Here is a 20,953-nt window from a genome sequence, read left to right as displayed (position 1 = left end):
TTATGTCTGAAATTTGAATAGACACTTTATTTAGTCATAAAGAATTCACTTTATCCGTATTATTTGCATGACCATTATATTTGATACCTTAATTTAATCCTACAATTGATATTAGAAAAGTGTCAGCTGATTAGTATGAGTCATCCCCAGCTGATCCATGTATTCGATTAATGTAATGGAACTAGCAATCATGCAGGTTCACAAAAGTCAGGTAGTTAAATATTCATTTTGCTTAATGTTTATTTTTTCAATAATATAGTTTAATTTATCATTTAATTCATTATAAGAATTCGATTTAAGTATAATATACCCCAATCGATCAGAGGAGTTTCTAGCTTTTCTAATCTTTGTACCTAATTTAGCATTAATTGAGACCAAGTGAAATTCAGGTAAGTTTTTTATTTCTTCAATACCACTGATTTGTTCTAAAATACCATCAGAAGGTGAAGTAATAAACTGTATACCAGCAAAGCCATCGATGTTAATTTTTTTAATTTCCCATTTATTTAAAATTGAAAGTATGTGTTGCTCAAGAATATCTATTCCTGTCGACAGTTTTACTAGTTCTGGTATCATACCACCAGCCAATCTAGGATTAATCTCTATAATATAACAATTGCCTTTATAGACTTTAATTTCAGCATGAAGTGCTCCTCTTAAGTATCCCAATTCTTCAATTGCAGTTGAAACAGTTTGAAGAATAAGTTTTTTAGTATCTTGACTAATGCAAGCAGGAAATATGTGCCTGCTTTCAACAAAGTAAGGCATACCCATAGTTGTCTTTTCTGTAATACCTATTAAGTTGAATTCTTCTTTATTTACGAAGAACTCAACACTGAATTCTCTCCCTTTGATATACTCTTCAATCAAGACTTTTGGATACGTTTTCTGGTTTCGCATATTTGTATCTTTTTGTAAAATCACATTGACGTGATCAATAACTTCTTTATCAGAAAAGCATAATTTAACATCATTTGACCCACTATCTTCAGTAGGCTTTACAATACACGGAAAGTTAATCTCATCATTATAGTTCTTTAAATCTCCATATTTTTCTATTATTCTGTATTTTGGTTGCATGATTTGCTTTTTCTTTGAGAGTTTGGTTCGGAGAAGTGCCTTATCTCTATAGTTTCTAATAAAATTTGGATTATTATCATTGTAGCCATATTGGTTTGCAAGTTCAGCAGATATTTCTATATAGTATTCACTGGTACTCATGATACCAACAATAGATTCTACCCCTATATATTCAATTGTAGAACTTAGTTCCTTAATGTTATTAGTATCACAAGTTAGATACTCTATCCCTTCAAAACCATTATATTGAGAAAAATCATTGGTTAAAAGAAGCCCTTCATACCCAAGTTCTTTAACAACATCAAATGCTTTTTTTCCTGTACCGGTTGTATTAGACTCTATGAATAGAATTATGTTTGGTTTCTCCGTATTCAATACTATCCCCCCGTAAATTTGAGTACGACCAACTTTCTACTACATCACCTTCTGTAACCATAGTAGGGTTATTAGGGATGATCCCTAGTTTTAGATTATTCTCATTCCAGAATTGCTTACTATATATTGAATTATGGTATCGATCTCCTCTATCAGGGAAAATCGCTACGATTACCTTATCACCACTAATCTGTTTACTTATCCAAGATGCAACTGTATACACTGACCCAGAGCTGTTACCTGCAAATATTTTCTCTTTTTCTCCTAATCTTAAGGTCGATTCAAAAGCCTCGTTATCGTTTAGCCAATGTACCTCATCAATTATGTCATAATTTACATTTTGAGGCTTTATGCTATTTCCTAATCCTCCTTGAAGTCTATTACTCTTTAAAGGTTGATTAAAAATCACACTACCTGTACTATCAACAGCTATAACTTTTAGATTTTTATTATATCGTTTAAGTTGACTTGCTATTCCACATAATGAACCTCCACTACCTACGGCGCCAACTAAGTAATCGATATTTTTTAATTCTTTCATAAGCTCATTAGCAAGTGTCTTATACGCTCCTGGATTATTAGGATTCTCGTATTGTTTTGGCCAAAAATGATTTGGGAAAATCTTAAAAAGCCCATATAAATATTCAAGCCGAGCACCTTGCCAACCATGCTCATTCATCTTTTCAACGATATGCACATTAGCACCTAATGTTTTTAATTTCACTAAAGTCAATGGATCAATTCTCGGATCCGTTACTATAATAACCTCGTGACCAAGTGCCGTACCAACCATTGCTACTCCCAGTGCCATAGTTCCTGAAGAACTTTCTATAATTGTAGCTTTTGGTTTTAGACTACCATCTTTTTTAGCTTGTAAAAGAATATTTTTAGCAACTCTATCCTTCATACCGTAGTGGTTTAACAATTCTAATTTGGCATAAATATTCGATTGACTCAACTTAACCAGAGGTGTATTTCCAATGGAGTCAATTAAACTGTTTCCCATAGCTTTTCTCTCCTTGGTTAATAGTGTGCATTACATGAACATCATCCGATAGTTTGCTAATAAGTTGTTTGGCCATGCCTAATTTTTTATAATACTCTTCATCATGTTGAGAAATTAAAATACCTATATAAGTGCCACTATGTGCTACCACAACACCTAATCCATTAATTTCATTATTTATATCTATCATTTGATTTAAAGTTCTCTTTGGAGAAACGTTTTGATGTAAAATCGCACTTCTTGTTGTAATTTCTCCAATCCCTTTATAATCATTGTTGTTTATTGCAGTAATTAATTTTTTTAGTAATAATTCATATTCTTGTTTTACATCAATTTCATAATTATAATATCTTCTATTAAAGTCAATAGTATTGATTTCTCCTCCTTCATCGTGCGAAATGATTGTTAATGCAGGTACATTGCCAATATAATCTTTTAATTTCGCTTCTCGATGATAATAAGAAACAATAGATGAGTACATTACTCCGTCTGTTGGTTCTATACTAGCAAGATACTGTTCTAATTTATTAATATCCAATGTTAAATCATAAGCTAATTCAATTGCCCTTGACACAGCTACTAAGTCTGCAGAGGAACTTGCTAAACCTTTTCCTACAGGAATTGTACTCACTATTTCTAACGTACCTCCTAATGGAAGGTTATTATCTCTTAATATCATTTCACAAAGGCATTTCGCTTTTACTTTAAATTCAGGTATTACCTCAATTGATTCTTTCGAAAGAGAAGGTTTGAAAATTGCTTTAGAAAACCTATTAATGGGCAGTGTGACCAAAAACGGTTTACCGTTCGTAAGTACTCCTTGCAACATTTCCCCAAAAGTTCCACTAGAAATTCCGGTTCCTTCTTGTCTTACAGGAAGCTTGCTAGGGATATTTAGAATGTCAGTATACAAATTTACAACCTCCTAAATTTTAATCATTTGGTTTCTTTCTACTATCCCAGGCATCATCAATTTCTTTATTAATTTTTTTATAATCTCTCAACATGGATTCTACTGAACATGGATTAGTTGATCCGAGGGTCTGTTTATTCAAGTTTTGTTTAACAGAGAAAAGTTTTTGTATTTGATGATCCTTTATATACACACTAAACCCATGTTTCTCACTAACTTCTTGTATTATTTTTGAGCTCAGATTCATAGGGGTTAGATTATTCTCGATAGCTGTTCGAATTACTGCACCCACAATGGATTGAGCTTTTCTATTCGGAATTCCATATTCCTTTGATAAATAGTTTGCAAGCGTAAATCCACCAAAAAATTCATTTGAACAGTCTTTTAGCATTTTATCTTCATTAAAGTTCATATTTTCTATAACTATTTTTAATAAATTTAGATTTACGTTCGTCGTCATAAATAGTTCTAGTATATATTTACTTCCCTCTTTAGACGTCTCAACTAAATTTGTAAATGGTGTATTTTTTTGAGACAAAGTTAACCCATTATAAAAAGATATCATGTGGGAATTTTGACCCCTAATCCTCTCCATAATTGGGTAATTTTTCTTTTGTGGCATAGCTGAAGATATACCAGATAACTCATCTGGTAAGTCTATATAATTATTTACCAGCCAATCAATAAGATCAGTTGCAAATCTACTAATCAATACTCCTAAATTAGCTTGTATGGCTGCGACTTCAAGATGACCTTGCTTAGATGCTATAGCAGATAGTGCAGTGTTTTTAGGTTTTATAAAGCCTAGTTCTCTAGCAATCCACACTCGGTTCCATTCATATTCTAACCCAGCCATAGAACCAGCCCCTAATGGACATTGATTGATATAATCATAAATATTTAATAGTGAATTTCTAATATGAGTTAGTTCCTCAACAATTGATATAAAATAAAAGGCAGGTGTAATAATTTGAGCAGGTTGATAATGAGTACGTCCTGGAATCGGCTTATCAATTGACTCGTAAGACTTATTGATTAAACTTTTTATCAATCCTGATACTTGGCTTTCTAGGTTTAATAATTGATCTCTTAGCAACATGAATTGGGCACAACTTTGTATATCGTTTCTGCTTCTATCGCTATGCCATTTATCAGGTAGTTTATCTTCCATTATTTTTTCAACGTACCTTTCTATTGCAAAAGATATATCCGACATGTTTTCTAATGGGTTAGCCTTTATAATTGAGGCATCTAAAGTGGTTAGAGCCTCGTCTATTTTAATTCTTTCGTTATTACTAATTAAACCTAGCCTTTCATATTCCTTATTCATGACAAGTTCAATTTCAACATAGTACTTCAATAAGTTTTCTACTTCGTATCTAAAATGCGGCTCCAAAATGTACGCATTAACGAAATCATTTGGCTTTTGGGTTATCCTACCTGTTAAATGTATCAACGATATATCCCCCCTTCTATCTTCGAAAGAGGTAGCGCTCTTTTTATAATTTCTATTGTATCTAATATATCTTCATCGCTAATATTCCTATGCAAAACTGCCCTAATAACCCCTGGCTCTAGCTCATCTATATTTAGTCCAAACATTGCACAAGTAGTAATAAACTTTTTTGTTGAATATTCAGGTTTTAAAGTGAAAAAAACCATATTAATCTCTACATTTGCATTAAGTTCAATCTCATTAATTAAATTTAAGTACCTCGCTAAGTTTTTAGCTCTTCTATGATCTTTTTGCAAGGTCTGATGCATATTATCTAACGCTACAATTCCAGGTGCCGCAATTATCCCCGCTTGCCTCATCCCCCCACCGAGCATTTTTCTAATCCTTCTAACCTTACTGATAAATTGTTCGGTACCTGCCACGATTGACCCTATAGGAGCTGATAAACCTTTCGATAAACAGAACTGCACAGAGTCAGCATACATAGCAATCCGATTTGCCGGTATCTGTAATGCAATAGCAGCATTAAAAATTCGCGCACCATCCATATGCAAAGCTATTTCTTTTTCCCTAGTAAAATGGAACAACTCTTCTAAATACCCTAATGGTAGAATATTCCCCCCAGTGCGGTTACTAGGATTTTCAATACAAAGTAATGCAGGGAATGCGAACTGTGGATCATCAGTATCAATAGGGAATGCTTTTTCTATATTCCCTATTTTTAAAGTACCGTTTTTCTCTGTTTGAATCGGTTCATAAATAACTCCTCCACATACGGATGCCCCACCAGCTTCATAAATATAAATGTCAGATTTATTTCCAACTAAAACTTTGGAGCCCCTTGGACAATGGGCGAGAATTGAGGCTAAATTTGCCATAGTACCAGAAGGCATAAGTATTGCATCTTCCTTGCCCAGCATATTGGCAGCCTTTTTTTCTAATTCTTTTACAGTTACGTCTAAACCGTATACATCATCACCTAATATAGCCCCACTAATAGAATTCAGCATATCTACACTAGGCAAAGAAAAGGTATCACTTCTCAGTTCAATCATTTTTTACCACCTATCTTCTAGTAAAGTTTTAAATGTATTAGCAAGTTTACTTACTTTGGACTTATCCATTAAATTATGATGATCCCCATCTATCTCATGGATAAACAATTTTTTGGTTGTTCTCTCTCTCCACACATTAGCATCTACTAAAGGTATGGGGTTAATATGAGATAATTCATGAACATTAAATAGATGGATATTGTGATTTAAATAGTAATCACAATAGAAATCTTCTGCAGCCATATTATTACAGTACATTACTTCTAAGATTTTATTTGTTTCATTGATAGTTGACTCTAGGGGTATCATTTTTCTGTTCTTAACTTCTGAATGGATTATTTTAATTTTTTCTTCTTGAGTTGTATCCTTATCAAAGGAAATGTTTAGCCTTGTAGCCCATGCCTCAATCGGATTTTTCCGGGATTGTGCCACTTTAAGGCTATCTTTCATACTATCGATAGGATATGTATCTATTAATCCTAAAAAATCTACAGTTTTATGCATTTTCTCTAATTGGTGTGCAATTTCGAACGCAATTGTCCCGCCTAATGACCAACCAGCTAAAATATATGGCCCAGTAGGCTGCACTTTTACTATTTCTTTAATGTACTCTTCTGCCATGTGCTTTATAGATTTCAAAGGTTCTCTATTGTCATCGTACCCCAAAGATTGTATTCCATAAATTGGATTTTTGATATTCATTTTTCTTACAAACTCGTAGTAACATATAATACCTCCTCCACCGGGATGTATTAAAAATAAGGGAGCCTTATCCACATCACCGTTTTGTAACAGAATTACATTTGATTTTTCAACCTCCAGACATCTCCTGTTTTCAATAACTTTACACATTTTTTCAATAGTTGGATTTTTAAAAATAAAACTTAAAGGTAAATTTATTTTAAACTCTTGGTTGATACTATTTAGCAACTTAAATGCATTTAAAGAATGACCTCCTATATCAAAGAAATTACTATTAATACCTATTTGATTGTGCCTTAATAGATCACCCATTAATCGACAGATGATGAGTTCCTTGTTTGTTCTTGGCAAAACCAATTTTGACTGTGATATTTTGCTTAAATCTGGTATCGGTAATGATTTTCTATCAATTTTTCCGTTGGACAACAACGGTAAAGATTTCATTTCCTCAAAATGATTTGGCAGCATGTACATTGGTAATTTGGAAGTCAGTTCTTCTTTAACTTCCTGCATTGCAGAACTATGCTCAGATATCAATGAAATGTATGCTATAAGCTTGTAATTATTATTATGATTAATTACTTTCACGACACCTTGATTGACTAATTTGCTATTATTAATTACTCTCTCAATTTCATCTAATTCAACTCTGATTCCTCTAAGTTTTATTTGGTTATCTTCACGTCCAACAAATTTAATATTTCCATCTTCAAGGAAGTATCCTTTATCACCAGTTCGATACATAATTGTGTCTTTTTTAAAAGGATTATTTATAAATGATGCACTCGTCCTTTCTTGATCATTTACATATCCCTTACTTAGTCCTATACCAGATACATATATATCACCAGTTACATACGCAGGTACAGGGTTTAGATATTCATCTAATATATACACCTCATTATTCATCATAGGTGTACCTATTGAAATAATTTCATCGCTTGATTGATCTTCCTCCCTACATAAGTATTGGGTAACATCAATTGAGGCTTCAGTTGGCCCCCATGTATTATAAACAGGGCAATCTATTTTCTTTATCAAACTGCTATATAAACTAGATGTTAATGGCTCACCAGCACTTGCTATAAATTTCAAATGCCTACTTAAACAGGAAAGGTCTTCTTTTTTCAATTCTCTGACTATTTCACTTAACATACTAGGCACAACTTGAAGAAAGATAACTTTATGTTTTATCATTGCATCAATAATGGATCTAGGATTTCTATGTTCTCCAGCCTCTAACAAACATACATTCCCACCAAACAATAATGGCCAAAATACTTCCAGACCAAATGCATCAAAGGTATATAAAGTCTTCTGCAGTACAGAGTCACCCACTTGTAAATGATGAGTCTGTTGCATACAGTTCATTCTATTAATCCAACCAATATGATGATTTATTACACCCTTTGGCTCACCAGTAGAGCCAGAAGTAAAGTAAATTGAAAGCATACTTTCGGGTGTTGTTTTGGTTGAAGGATTATTCATGAATTCATCTATAGGTAAATCTGATTCATTAAAACTATAAGATTCTATATTAATAAATTTCTTTAATTTATCTTTACTGTCTTTATTTGATAAAATAAACGTTACATTTGCTTTTTTTATAATATTTATTGTCCTTTTTGGTGGATCCTCTATATTAAGCGGTACGTACACTCCCCCCATTTTTAAAACAGTTATTATCGAAATAATCATTTCCATTGACCGATCCATATATATGCCAATCGGGGACCCGCTCTCGATTTTATGTTTAAGTTTCTCTGCTAACTGATTGCACTTTTGATTGAGTTCAAAGTATGTTAGCGTTTGCTCTCTAAATGTTAAAGCTATTGCTTGAGGGTTTATTGCAACCCGATCTTCAAATAATTCATGTATACACTTTCTAGGAGGCACCTCTTTTTTTACATTGTTTAACAAAATATTATTTTGTTCCTCTTCAGTCATAATTTCTAGGTACTTTAAAGGTTTGTTTTCATTGTTAGACAAATTAGCTAGTAATGTCATAAAGTGATGACCAAACATCTGCTTGATATAATTTTCATTGAAAATTTTTGTATTATATTCTACTTCCATCCCCATTCGATCGTCTTCTATAATCATAGACAGAGATAAATCAAATTTACTGGTACTGTTATCTAATCGAATCTCATCATATTTTATACCTTCTAATTTAGGTTTATCGGTAGCGTAATGTAACGCAAACATTATGTTAAATAACGAGTTATTAATATCTTCTCTATCAGGACTAATTTCTTTTACTATTAAATCATAAGGAATATATTTATGTTTAAAACATTCAAAAACATTAGCTTGAATTTGGTTTACGTTATCCGAAAACGAAGTGTTTGGGTCAATCTTAGAATTAATAACTACAGTGTTGATGAAAAGTCCAATAACATTTTTAAGTTGTTTGTTCTCTCTCAAACTTACAGGTGATCCGACACTGACTTCATTCTGTGATGTATACTTGTTAATCAATACTTTGAATGCAGTTAATAAGATAGTAAATAAAGTTGTTCTATTGGATTTTGAAATTTCTCTAAGGAATTGCTGTAATTCACTCGGTAATGTGAATCTACTAGTTTTTCCATTAAATCCAAAAGAAGTTCCATGTTTATTAAAATTTACTTTAGCAGGTGCATCTTTTAAATTTTCTTTCCAGAACTCTAGAGATTCTTTGTAACTAGTTTCCTCTTGTGAGGTTCTTTCCCATTCTGCGAAATCTGCAAATTGAATATCTAGTTCTGGTAATATTAATGCTGTTTTACTAACTTTGTGGTTATATAAACTAAATAAATCTTTAATTAATATTCCCAGCGATGGTCCATCACAAAGAATATGATGAATATTTAATGCAAAATAATAAACATTTAATTCTGTTTTTATTATTGTTGATTTAAATAGAGAATTATCACATTCAATATCAAATGGCTGATGAATAAAATCGTTTATTACTTTGCGTGCCTCACCCTCTGATAATTCTAAGTAGTCAAAAGAGGGAGTTGTATTACTTGTAATAAGTTGAAATAGCTCTTCTTCAAATATAAAACTAGTTCTTAAGATCTCATGACGTTCAATTAATTCTTCTAAGCTGTTATTCCACGCCTCCAAATTTAAATTCCCGTGAAAACGAAAAACTTTTGAGATATTATAGGTAGGTTTATGCGGTTCTAAATTATGAAGAACCCAAAATCTTTCTTGGGAAAATGAGGGCTTTAATTTGAAGTATGTTATAGGTTTGCTTTTTATTTCAGTAGTCATACTTTATCACTCCTAAAAAATTTTTTGAATGATTAGCTTTAACAAAGTATAATTTTTTTAAATAGAATAATCATTAGTAAATAGCGCAAAGTAAGTGAGAATAACAAAATTAATTTTACAAAATACTTAAACTGTAATGTAAAAGTAGCTCCACTGTATAAACGTTCTTTGTCATTCTTGTTTGGGAATTGTTAATGGAATCTTTTATACTATTCGAAGTAAAGTGGAGACCAATTTTCTGTAGAAAGTGGAGTTTGTCCCATTTTTTGGGTTCTACGGGCGTAATACCACGGGAGAGGGCAGAACAGAGAGCTCTTTTGAGCCATCCAGCTAGGGGAACTCACCTGTAAAACAGGTACATTAAAGTGCAACGTATCATGATAAAGCTTGGTTTAAAATGCTTAGTACGTATGAAAAAATATAAATCCTAAAAAGAAAACGTTGGCAAAATTGCGCTAAACATTTTAGACCGTCACTTTACGGCTGAGGCCACTTAAAAAATGGGTAACTGATATCACAGAGTTTAAATTAACTGCGAAAAGAAAATTAAACTAATTACTATAATATGAAACGGATCAAGGAAAAATAAAGAAACGAGTTCGGTGCAATACCGAACTCATTTTACCCAAGCTACCTGATGAAATAACCGTGTCTAACTTAAGGGTCACTTCATCTCCCAAGAGCTAGACCGCCATCTACCACTAAAGAATGTCCAATGATATAACTTGCACTATCTGAAGCTATCCAATACACTGCCTCAGCAATTTCTTTAGTACTGGCCATGCGACCAGCAGGAATATATTTATTGCATAACTCATCAGAACTATCTTCACTAATCCCTAAAACTCTATTCGCCATTGGTGTTTGCACTAATCCAGGAGTAACATTATTTATTCTAATTCCAAATCTTGCAAATTCATGAGCAGCTGTTTTCGTTAAACCTTCTAACCCGTGTTTGCTGGCTGAATAAATGGAACCGTTTGGGGTAGTCTTTAATCCACTAACTGAGGATATATTAATTATTGATCCACCATTCCTTTGACGCATCATTTGTTTTATTTGATACTTCATACATAACCAGGCACCCTTTAGGTTAACATTAATTACTTTATCGAACTCCTCTTCTTCCAATTCAATCATTGAAGCAAAGCGATGTTCGATCCCAGCACAATTACAAGAGATATCGATTCTACCATATTTTTGTGCTACAGTCTTAATAATATTTTCTACATCTTGAGCATGATTAATATCTAGAGGATAGAATTCAATATTCTTGGATACCCTCGACAATTCTTCTTGTGTGTTAAGCCCTTTTTCAATATCTCTACCAGTAATAATAACTATATTCTTACTGTTTTCGAGGAATTTTCTCGCAATTCCTTTTCCTATACCTGAATTTCCACCTATTATTAACACAACTTTATTTATATTATTTTCGTTCATACTATTCAATTCTCCATTTTATGTTTTTTAATATTAAGCAATATGAAACAACAGTAAAAATAATTAATATTACTGAGTTAATTATTACTCCTTTAGTAAGCCCGCTAATTAATAGCTCTCTCAGCGCTTCAGCAACGTAAGTTGTTGGGAAAATTAAGGACAACCAATATAACACTTTAGGTAGTTGCGAACTATCAATTAGAACAGGAGTTAAAAAACCTAAAAACATCATTAAACTAGGTAAAACAATATTAGTTACTTGTGGGCTTGGTGACCAAAATCCAATAAAAACTCCAAAACCCACTATACTCAAAATACTCAAGAAAATTAGAGGAATTATAAACCAATGAAAGCTCCAGTTTAGGTCATAAATCATTTCACCTATCATTGCTAATATCAAGAATGAAGGAAGACTTGTAATAATCCCTTTAATCAGATTTGCGTAAATAAAAGTTATCTTACTAATAGGTAAAGTAGCATAAAAAACAAAATGTCCTCGGTGTTTTTGCCATGATAAATCTTGAGCAAGCAGATTAATGCCAGTTATTATTAAGGCAAAAACCATATTTCCAGTTACAATCCTTAATATCATTTCATTTGTTGGATTCTCCACAAAAAAATGAAGTAACATTAAAGTTGTTAATGGAAATAAAGATGCTAAAATAATTATTAGAACCCATTGTTCTCTAACATTTGCATACTGTATTCTAACCAAAATCCATAAATCAGTCAGCCATTGGCCTACACTCATTTTCTTTTGTTTATATTCCAATTGATTCACTAATTTTTTCACCCCCTTCGAAACGTAGATAAACATCTTCCAATGTGGGAGGAACAAGTGAAAAATCGAAATCCAATTTCTCGTTTAAGTTAGCAAGTTTTTTAACAATGCTAACTATTTCATCTTTTCGAATCAATAACCTTAATTTATGATCCGTTATTCTTTGGGGTCCTTTTTCACTAAATGAAGTAAATAACTTATTAGCTATTAAGCTATCATTAGTTGATAAATCTAATCTCATTCGTTGATCTATCCTTTGTTTAAGTTGTTTTATTCCATCTAAAGCTACAATCTTTCCTTCGTTTATAATTGCTACCCTATCTACTACCTGTTCTGCTTCCAATACATTATGTGTAACTAAAATTATAGTAGCTCCTTCTTTATTTTTATCAGTTATTATCTCCCACACCTTTTTCCTTTTAACTGGATCTAATTCATTTGTTGGCTCATCAAATATAAGGACTTTAGGATTACCTGTTAATGTTAGGGCAACACTTATTAAACGCTTTTGTCCTCCTGAGAGATTTTTAATGTAATCATTTTTATTTTTTTCTAAGCCTATTTGTTCGATAAGTCTATCTGCCTCTTTGGTTGCAGAAGCTTTATTTAATCCTTTTAATCTACTGGAAAAATAAACTGATTCCCATACTCGCAATGAAGTTATTGCGTGCGGATCCTGAGCATAGTATGATACATTTTCAGTAATAAACTTACTGTTTGCTTGAATGTCCTCACCAAATAAATGTATACTCCCACTTGTAGATTTAATTAGTCCCATCATTTGCTTTATAAGTGTCGACTTACCTGCACCATTTGGTCCTAAAAGTGCAATTATTTCTCCTTCATAAATCTCTAGATTAATATCCTGGTTAGCAGTAATATTGCGCGAGGGATATTTTTTAGTTACATTTTTTATATCATAAATAATTTTCATAAGACCTCCTTATTTTGAAATTCTATTATCATCATATAAAGGAAGTTGTTATAAAACATCTGTATATTACGCAATGTAACTCCGTTTATGTGTACATTTAAAAGGAAACCTTCTTGTTTTGCACTTAAATAGGAAATATTATTCATTAATCAGAGCTATATATTGTAAGGGCTCAGGTTGTTTCATTTAACTTTGAAATCTCTAGTGATTTATGCGGAATAATTACTATTATGTTTTATTTTTACATCCCTACGTATTGAGCCATCATTTATTTACTACTCAACTCATTAGTATGTAAAATGCTCAATACCTGAAAGATACAGTCTCTCCACATCAAAGACCCAATAAGTAAGTCCTGTAACGCCCTTTCTCTTTAGGTATTTAAGCTTGTAAATCTCTGCAATGCAACTCTCTCAACCAAGATAAGCTTCCTTATCTCTATCAAATTGCTTCTCTTTTTAGGTGAAGATCTAAAATTTTTCTTATACAACGTACGTTTTAAGTTTTGTGCTTTTTCCCATAAACAATCCCCTATAGTAGACAGATTAATTACTTTCTCTTCTGTCTTCCATAGGGGAACTATAGCATTATTTAATTTTCTTTTAATGCACTTAAAAGATTAACCTTTGCAGCAATCTGGGATGGTATAATTGAGGCAATTAAAGTTAGGAGTATCCCTGCAGTAATTGCCAAAACTACGTTTCCCCACGGGATAATAAATGGCATATGCATTGTAGATATGTTAGAGATAGAGTTTAAATATACTACAAATATGCCCAATAAAACCCCCATAATTATTCCTGCCACACCTACCACAAAACCTTCTCCTATAATCATTGTTCTGACTTGTTTAGTAGTAAATCCAATCGCACGAATGGTACCAATTTCCCCCACTCTTTCCATCGTATTCATCAATAATGTATTACTTATACCTATACTAGAAAGGGCAATCACAATTATCAATAAAAATTGCATAACTTCATTCATTCCATCAAAAGAACTTTGCGAAGATTTAATTTGATCTTCTACTAATGTAACGGTAGAAATTGAAGTTGGAAAATTTAATTTTAATTTTTCGCGCAATGTATAAGGATCCCCAGAAACACCAGTATTTATCATAATTGTATTAATTACATCCCAATTAAAACCTTCTTTAAACTCATTTTCAGATATAAATCCAACATATCCTCCATCTTGAGAAGTATTAACCTTCCCTACTACCTGATATTCTCTTGTACCTGAAGGGGTATTAATAGTAATGTAATCATTAACTTTCCCACCCCATTCATCAAACGCTCTTTCACCTAAAAGTATAGAATTAGATGGAAGATTAATACCTGGATCTTCGAAGAGTTGATATTCTTCAGTATTTTTAGATGGCGTACTCATAATATAGAATTCTCTATACTCATCTTCAACTGTTTTCCAGGTCACCATTGTTTCTCTGAACCATTCAACCCCTTCTACACCAGCATAACTCCTTACCTTATTAATAATTCTCCCATTTACTGGTTCTTCAAACTGTACTTGAATATCCCCTCCAAAAGTCTGGCGAATTTCCTTTTCAAATCCAGAAGGTATTGATTCTAAAGCTGAACCTAAAAAAATTACTACCGCAATACTTATTGCCAACATCGCTGATGTATTAGCGTTTCGATTAGTATTAACTTTTATGTTACTGACAGATAATTTCCCTGGATAGCCAAGCATTTCTTCTATCACTGGTGTAAGAATTTTTGCAAGGGTCCTCATGACCAATGGATATATTAAAACCACCCCAAATAATAAAAATACATACCCCAAATAACTGTCGACAAAGCTTAGTAATATGAGTATAAGCCCGAATAAATACCTAACAATTTCAACTCTAAACCTAGGCATTTTATTTGTATTTCGCATTGCGTTTACTATAGGAGTTTTAAATGCTATATACATAGGTATTCCAGAAATTATTATTGGGAATAAGATACCTATTAAAGCAGATAAAATTGTTGCGCTTTTCCAATCTAGCGTATAAACCATAGTATCTTGAAAGATTCCTAAAAGCATTTCTACAAACAAATCCGCGAATAAAACACCAGTTGGCAATGCAATAGCAGTACCTAAGAGCGAAAGTAAAAAGACTTCAATCAATACAAGTTTAAATACGTCAAAATTTGTATATCCAAGACTCTTCATAACAGAAAATTCTTTTTTTCGTTCAATTACACTTGAATAAATCATATTAAATATTATAAAGGAGCTTATAAAAAGAGAGAGAATACATACTAGATAAAAGACAGAGTATAGACCTTCAACGTCATTATTTCTTAAATCATCAATAACAACCGGTTGAACATAAAGGGGTGTCCCTCGTAATAATTCTTGATAAGTCGATAACCAATTTTCATTATCACGATCTTTATGCTGGAATCGTATATAACTTATTTGATTATCTAGGTTAGTCCAGTCTTGAAGAGTTTCTAAATCCATCATAACTCTAAAGGATCTACCTTTAGCGTCATTCCAATTACTAGGACTGGCAAGCCAAGATGTAAAGCCAACAATCCCCGTTACTTCAATTTTACCCAACCCTTTAAATGTCAAAGTGTCTCCAATATCTTTCCCCCATAGTTTAGCTGCATTCTCAGGTATAATTATACCATTCCCTTTCAAACTCCCTTTTATTAATGGGAGTTTTAAAAGGTTACTTTCTATATCACTAACACCAGTTATTCTAACTGAAGTTTCAGTTGGAGCCTTAGGTTGATCTATTTCTACTAATGCTTGTTTATCAAGGACACTTAAGCTATCTATTACAATATCCTGCTGCTTTATTTCTTTTACTTCATCTTCTGAGAAAGAATAATTTTTGCTTAATACCCAATAATCAGCATTCCCTGCGTAGATTTCTTGATAATACCTAAATGTCCCTTTAATAGTGTTATTAGCCACCAACATACTAGTTGTTAAGAGGATACCAAGTATTACTGCAATAAGTGTAAAGAAAAACCTTTTCTTATTTTTTGTTAAGTTACGCCAAGAAACTAGCCAAATATTCAGCATAGCCATGATCCTCCCTAGATACTTCGGTTTCAATTAATCCATCTTTGAACAAAATAATTTTATCCGCGTAACCAGCTGCGAAGATATCATGAGTTACCATAATAATTGACTGTTTTCTTTGTTTATTAAATTTTGCCAACAGATCCAGTATTTCCTTAGCCCGTTTCCTATCTAGGTTTCCCGTTGGTTCATCAGCTAATAGTATTTTGGGTTCGTGGATCAAAGCTCTTGCTATAGATACCCTTTGCTGCTGTCCTCCGCTTAACAGATTAGGGGGCTTCTTTTCAAAACCTTCTAAACCAACTTCTTTTATAATGTTTCTTATTTTCTCTTTGATGTTTTTGTTTTTCCTACCATCTGCATGTAGTGGAAAACCAACATTTTCTTCTACAGTTAATGTGGGTAATAATTGATAATTTTGAAAAATAAATCCAATATTTTTTCTCCTTACGATAGTTCTTTGCTTCTCAGTTAATCCAGAAAAATCTTTTCCTTGTATTTTCACCTGACCAGAGGATGGTCTATCTAATCCACCTAATAGTTGTAATAGCGTACTTTTACCCGAACCACTAGGTCCCATTATTGCTATAAATTCACCTTCTTTTACAGAGAGGTCAATACCTTTTAGCACTTCTATCTTTTGATTACCTTGTTCAAAAGATTTAAATACTTGATTAACCGAAATCATACTTGTATCTCTCCTTTAAACTCAAATAATAAAAATCCTCATTTTTTCACTAACATTTATCGGAATTTAAAGGCCGTTGATTTTTTATACCTATTTCATTAAATTCCGTAATGATTTCATACCCATGCATATCGTTGTAATACAAAGCACACAATATTGTAAATTTAACCATCATATGAATCCCTACTTTTTCATCCTTTATTTATAAATACTTAGAATGTGTTTCATAATCATAATTGCTTTTTTATAATTAAAAATTTTTTAACATAAAACGTATGGGAGAGACACTTTATTTAAGTTAATTTATCAGTTCAAATTTACATTTCCTGATTTAGTTTCAATTTTCATTTTATTTTCTCCATTACCTGAGGAACCTTTTAAACCTTTTTTTGTTTGTGTTTTTTCACTTAGGGACAGGTTTATGGATTGTCTCCCGCTGTTTGTAACGATTTCCAAATTTAGATTGGGTTGCTTTTCATCAAAAGTTACTGAGGCATTGCCACTTGTAGTTGAAAGTTCAACGTCATCATTTAATTCTTTAAAGTGGATTTTAATATCGCCACTACTAGATCGTATGTCAATTTTATTTTGAACAAGATCCTGTCCAGAAACATTGCCAGAAGATCCATCCAAAATTATTTTCCCCTTAAATTGATAAGGGATTCTAACCTCTAAGGTAGGTTTTTTTTTGAAATTGATTAAGCGTCTAATATCATTACCTAGATCAATTGATAACCGTTTTGAAGACTTATCTAATGTTACACCTGGTCCATTATCATAAGCCGTTAGATAGGTTTCTAATTCATTTTTTTCGCTTGGCAGGAAATTAACATCGGTACTTGCAAAATTTATAACAATTTCCTCAACCTCTTCTATCGACTCTTTATTAACACTTACCTCCTTTTCCCCTGATGAACACCCTGCAAGAACGATTACTACTAAAAACAAAATTAAAGCAGATTTTTTCAACATAAAATTTCCTCCTTATGCCAATTATACAAAATGACGCAAGGTCATTTTCAATCTTTACGCAGCATAATGTTAAAATTAGTTGAAAGTGACCTCGCGTCATCTTTTATACTGATACTATACCTTTTACATTATTATCTATAGAAGGAGGAGATTCCTTTTGAAAAAAGAAGATATTATTATCTATGCTTGCGTTATTATTGGTGCAGGTATAGCTTTCCAATTTGGTAATGCTATTATTGGGGTGCTTATTGGCCTGGGAGTAGGTTACTTATTTAAATCTCTATTTTTCAATACGACGAATAAAGAATAAGGAAGTAGGAATAAAATTGTTACATATTAATGAAGTTAAAAAGATGAGTGGTGTGTCCGTTAGAACCTTAAGATATTATGACCAGATAGAACTGCTAAAACCTGCATCAAAAACTCAAGGAGGTCACAGATTATATTCAAATACAGAGTTAAAAAAATTACAGCAAATACAATTCTTAAAAACGATAGGCTTTCAATTAAGTGAAATCAAAATTATGCTAGAGTCTGAAGAATGGGACTGGTCCATTAGTCTAATGAAACAACTATCTTATGTAATAAATGAAAAGGATCGACTCTCAAATATAGAATTTAATTTAAGAGAACTAATAAATGGAATAGCAATTGAAGGAGAAGAATTTAGAATTCAAAAAATTATGAGTTTATATACTAGGGATTCAAAAGATATTCTAGCTCATAATAGAGATGAATTAAATATTAAAAACGCTGAAGTACTATATAGACTACCAAATATGACAAGTAGTGATCCTGATTCTTTAGAGTGGATTGCTCTACTTGGTCAATTAAAAAAACATATGCACCTTGGTTATAGTGCTACACGCATACAAAATATTATAAAAAGGATGGACGAAAAAAGAAGTGAAGATTTTGGTGACGAAGATGCTTTTTTAGATACCCTTTGGAAAATTAGAATGGCACCCGAGGAGTCAAAAAAACATAACCTTTATCCTATTGATCAAGAGGTCCTCAATTTTATGGAAAAAGCTTATATTCATTACACCGCTAAGAATTCATAGTTTTTTATCATTATCTATCGATGTGGAGGAATATATGGGAACAGATATTTTGGTTTATATAGGTGGCTTAGCGCTATTAGACACATTAAGTCCTACAATAGTGGGCGTTACACTATACCTAATTTTAACAAATAAAAGAAATTTAACTTCAAGATTATTTTTATATCTATTTACAGTTGCACTATTGTATTTCTCATTAGGTGTAGCAATGATGTTAGGGTTAAATTATATTTTTGAAACCTTCTCTAACATATTTCAAAATAAAGTATTCAGTTGGATTATTTTTATAGTAGGGGTTATTTTATTTGTGGGTAGCTTTTTTATCCCGACAAATAAAAAAAATAATATTCCCAAACCTAAAACCCAAAGTATATCCTCAATTATATTTATTGGTATTACAACTTTTTTAATTGAGGCAAGTGCAGCTTTTCCGTACTTTGCTGCTATTGGTTTGTTAACAACAAATAATATACCTACTTATCAATGGTTGCCAATTATCGCCACATATAACCTAATTATGGTTTTACCAGCATTACTTATCTTTTTAGGATATAAGTTATTTGGAAGTTGGATAAATTCTAAATTAGTTAATCTTCATCAGAAACTATCAAACACTTCAAATTCCGCACTATCTTGGATAATGTGCATTGTTGGGTTAATATTAATTTTTAACACTCTAGATTATCTATAATCAAGTGAATCCCCCAGCCTAGTTGATAAGTTCCCCTATGGGGAGTAGAAATAAAAAGAGCATTGACCTGTGGACTGCTCCCCATTTTCAATATAGGAATCAAAAAACATTTAAACAGCCAATTGCCGGGATTTGACCGGTGACGGCTGTTTAGTTTCGCTCGAATAGACGTATGGGATAACAATTTTCGATAGTTTGCTTGCCATAAGCTTGCCATAAGATACTATATCTGATTGTCTAATCGCTAGAGGTTTTAAATTAAATGAAACAACCTGAGCCCTTACAAATAGAACCCAAGTTGATGAATAGTACTTATTTATTCTTTTCTATTTAACGGGATACACTAATCAGGGACGGTAACACCATCTAACTCTTCTGAACTGTATATGGATATGGCTTTTTTCTCACAGTTTAAAAATGTGACACTTCCAATCATATCTTCAATTTGAAAATCAACCATTTGATGTTGAAGTTGAGTTTTATCTGGAAAGTTAATAATATAGGGTTGTTTATCCCAATCAGAAACTTCTAACCTAGTTAAGTCAATATTCAATCCAATACCCAATGCTTTCACAATGGATTCCTTTCGTGTCCAATATTTCAAAAGAGCCATTGTCTTATTAGCTTTAGTAATTGTTTTCTTTTCATTATCTGATAATGTATTAAATAGAAAATCAAAATCTTTATTTTGAGTTAAGTTTTCTATATCAATTCCTATCTCATCTAGACTTACGCCAATTACTACGTATTTACATGTGTGCGACACATTAAATTTAATCTTCTGATTCTTTCCAGTTAGATAAGGCTTACCATGGGGCTCACCACACGTCTTACAATCCCTATTAATTTCTATATTTTTTGGAGAGTCTGCAGTATATAGAGCTAGTATGTCCCTTAAGAAGGTAAAGGTAACTATCGCATTGTCTTTATCCTTTTTAAATCTTAGTCTCTTTATTCTTTGTAGTTCCTCTTCACTCAAGTTATTGCAATCCTTTCCATATGTATCTAATTTAGCCCACCAAATGTGACATTCATTTTTAGAAAGCAAGTTAATACTGATCTCCTCCTTCCGATATCAATTTCTTCACTTATTTTTGTTTCCTTCATATTATGATATATCTTTGATGGCACTTTCGCTATTGCGTGAATTACTAGTTTTTCTTCGGACAAAATATAGCGTCGACGGCGATACTAGGTGATCTACTTGAGCGAAGCAGGTGCCGATTTTGTTTAAGTTTAGCAGAAACAGCAAAAGCAAACGGCATCGACTTCTATCAATACCTTGTGAAGTGACTGATGATCTGCCTACCTTACCGCTTCATCAACAACATAAAACTTCACAAGATTACATGCCTTAGTCGAAGTTGATTCAAGCAATATGTGCAAACTAACAGCCTTCTATCCAAATAGCATCGGATAGAAGGCTGGTTGTCATGCATACTGGGAGGTGCGTTATTTTTTTATCAAAAGCCAACTCCAGCAAT

General features: G+C 32.3%; 16 protein-coding genes and 1 pseudogene. 4 read left to right on the top strand and 13 right to left on the bottom strand.

What is annotated here, in order from left to right:
* Positions 1-207 precede the first annotated feature (207 nt).
* The 6 genes from MY533_RS04815 to MY533_RS04790 are packed head-to-tail and all read right to left on the bottom strand — an operon-like array spanning position 208 to position 9,851.
* Complete coding sequence (locus tag MY533_RS04815; RefSeq protein WP_248718207.1) at positions 208-1,455, bottom strand: ATP-grasp domain-containing protein; 1,248 nt, start codon at positions 1,453-1,455, stop codon at positions 208-210.
* On the bottom strand, positions 1,412-2,461 hold the full coding sequence (locus MY533_RS04810; RefSeq protein ID WP_248718206.1) for a cysteine synthase family protein: 1,050 nt from the start codon (positions 2,459-2,461) through the stop codon (positions 1,412-1,414). Before MY533_RS04810 ends, MY533_RS04815 begins: the two co-directional genes overlap by 44 nt.
* The gene (locus MY533_RS04805; protein ID WP_248718205.1) at positions 2,442-3,374 is read right to left on the bottom strand and encodes a GHMP family kinase ATP-binding protein; all 933 of its coding nucleotides are present in this window, start codon (positions 3,372-3,374) and stop codon (positions 2,442-2,444) included. Before MY533_RS04805 ends, MY533_RS04810 begins: the two co-directional genes overlap by 20 nt.
* 19 nt (positions 3,375-3,393) lie before the next feature.
* Positions 3,394-4,830, bottom strand: coding sequence for an argininosuccinate lyase (locus MY533_RS04800; RefSeq protein WP_248718204.1), 1,437 nt, complete (start codon positions 4,828-4,830; stop codon positions 3,394-3,396).
* Complete coding sequence (locus MY533_RS04795; protein ID WP_248718203.1) at positions 4,827-5,885, bottom strand: GntG family PLP-dependent aldolase; 1,059 nt, start codon at positions 5,883-5,885, stop codon at positions 4,827-4,829. The genes MY533_RS04800 and MY533_RS04795 overlap by 4 nt, the downstream gene beginning before the upstream one ends.
* A gap of 3 nt (positions 5,886-5,888) precedes the next feature.
* Entirely contained in the window at positions 5,889-9,851 is a 3,963-nt protein-coding gene (locus tag MY533_RS04790; RefSeq protein ID WP_248718202.1) for a non-ribosomal peptide synthetase, read from the bottom strand.
* Between the two features lie 362 nt (positions 9,852-10,213).
* On the opposite strand from MY533_RS04790, the pseudogene MY533_RS04785 reads away from it, so the two are divergent.
* A pseudogene (locus tag MY533_RS04785) lies at positions 10,214-10,394 on the top strand (IS3 family transposase); the annotation flags it as partial.
* Between the two features lie 126 nt (positions 10,395-10,520).
* On the opposite strand, the gene MY533_RS04780 reads toward MY533_RS04785, so the two are convergent.
* From MY533_RS04780 to MY533_RS04755, 6 genes are all read right to left on the bottom strand, one after another.
* The gene (locus MY533_RS04780) at positions 10,521-11,294 is read right to left on the bottom strand and encodes an SDR family NAD(P)-dependent oxidoreductase (protein ID WP_248718201.1); all 774 of its coding nucleotides are present in this window, start codon (positions 11,292-11,294) and stop codon (positions 10,521-10,523) included.
* Between the two features lies 1 nt (position 11,295).
* Positions 11,296-12,075, bottom strand: a complete 780-nt coding sequence (locus MY533_RS04775; protein WP_248718200.1) for an ABC transporter permease — start codon at positions 12,073-12,075, stop codon at positions 11,296-11,298.
* Positions 12,056-13,009: an ABC transporter ATP-binding protein gene (locus tag MY533_RS04770; protein ID WP_248718199.1), complete on the bottom strand. Its 954-nt coding sequence runs from the start codon at positions 13,007-13,009 to the stop codon at positions 12,056-12,058. Before MY533_RS04770 ends, MY533_RS04775 begins: the two co-directional genes overlap by 20 nt.
* Positions 13,010-13,600: 591 nt before the next feature.
* Positions 13,601-16,054 (bottom strand): FtsX-like permease family protein, encoded by a 2,454-nt coding sequence (locus MY533_RS04765; RefSeq protein WP_248718198.1) that lies wholly within the window; start codon positions 16,052-16,054, stop codon positions 13,601-13,603.
* A complete protein-coding gene (locus MY533_RS04760) occupies positions 16,023-16,742 on the bottom strand; it encodes an ABC transporter ATP-binding protein (RefSeq protein WP_248718197.1) in 720 nt (239 codons plus the stop codon). Before MY533_RS04760 ends, MY533_RS04765 begins: the two co-directional genes overlap by 32 nt.
* 306 nt (positions 16,743-17,048) lie before the next feature.
* Positions 17,049-17,714 (bottom strand): DUF4097 family beta strand repeat-containing protein, encoded by a 666-nt coding sequence (locus MY533_RS04755; RefSeq protein ID WP_248718196.1) that lies wholly within the window; start codon positions 17,712-17,714, stop codon positions 17,049-17,051.
* Positions 17,715-17,871: 157 nt separating this feature from the next.
* Here MY533_RS04755 and MY533_RS04750 point away from each other — a divergent pair, with 157 nt between their 5' ends.
* Genes MY533_RS04750 through MY533_RS04740 form a run of 3 tightly spaced genes read left to right on the top strand, consistent with a single transcriptional unit; the run spans position 17,872 to position 19,469 of the window.
* Entirely contained in the window at positions 17,872-18,024 is a 153-nt protein-coding gene (locus MY533_RS04750) for a hypothetical protein (protein WP_248718195.1), read from the top strand.
* Between the two features lie 16 nt (positions 18,025-18,040).
* Positions 18,041-18,778: a MerR family transcriptional regulator gene (locus MY533_RS04745; protein ID WP_248718194.1), complete on the top strand. Its 738-nt coding sequence runs from the start codon at positions 18,041-18,043 to the stop codon at positions 18,776-18,778.
* A gap of 34 nt (positions 18,779-18,812) precedes the next feature.
* Positions 18,813-19,469 carry a GAP family protein gene (locus MY533_RS04740; protein WP_248718193.1) on the top strand — a complete coding sequence of 219 codons (657 nt, stop codon included), beginning with the start codon at positions 18,813-18,815 and terminating at the stop codon, positions 19,467-19,469.
* Between the two features lie 343 nt (positions 19,470-19,812).
* On the opposite strand, the gene MY533_RS04735 is transcribed toward MY533_RS04740, so the two are convergent.
* Entirely contained in the window at positions 19,813-20,517 is a 705-nt protein-coding gene (locus MY533_RS04735) for a 4'-phosphopantetheinyl transferase family protein (RefSeq protein ID WP_248718192.1), read from the bottom strand.
* Between the last annotated feature and the right edge of the window lie 436 nt (positions 20,518-20,953).

The sequence above is a fragment of the Lysinibacillus sp. Ag94 genome (assembly GCF_023242215.1).
In the GTDB taxonomy this organism is placed as follows: Bacteria; Bacillota; Bacilli; order Bacillales_A; family Planococcaceae; genus Lysinibacillus.
This window is presented reverse-complemented; position numbering and strand designations above follow the sequence as displayed.

Coding starts and splice junctions, on each gene's coding strand:
- MY533_RS04810 (WP_248718206.1), bottom strand. CDS start 2,461: ATGGGAAACAGTTTAATTGACTCCATTGGAAATACACCTCTGGTTAAG.
- MY533_RS04795 (WP_248718203.1), bottom strand. CDS start 5,885: ATGATTGAACTGAGAAGTGATACCTTTTCTTTGCCTAGTGTAGATATG.
- MY533_RS04790 (WP_248718202.1), bottom strand. CDS start 9,851: ATGACTACTGAAATAAAAAGCAAACCTATAACATACTTCAAATTAAAG.
- MY533_RS04780 (WP_248718201.1), bottom strand. CDS start 11,294: ATGAACGAAAATAATATAAATAAAGTTGTGTTAATAATAGGTGGAAAT.
- MY533_RS04770 (WP_248718199.1), bottom strand. CDS start 13,009: ATGAAAATTATTTATGATATAAAAAATGTAACTAAAAAATATCCCTCG.
- MY533_RS04765 (WP_248718198.1), bottom strand. CDS start 16,054: ATGCTGAATATTTGGCTAGTTTCTTGGCGTAACTTAACAAAAAATAAG.
- MY533_RS04760 (WP_248718197.1), bottom strand. CDS start 16,742: ATGATTTCGGTTAATCAAGTATTTAAATCTTTTGAACAAGGTAATCAA.
- MY533_RS04755 (WP_248718196.1), bottom strand. CDS start 17,714: ATGTTGAAAAAATCTGCTTTAATTTTGTTTTTAGTAGTAATCGTTCTT.
- MY533_RS04740 (WP_248718193.1), top strand. CDS start 18,813: ATGGGAACAGATATTTTGGTTTATATAGGTGGCTTAGCGCTATTAGAC.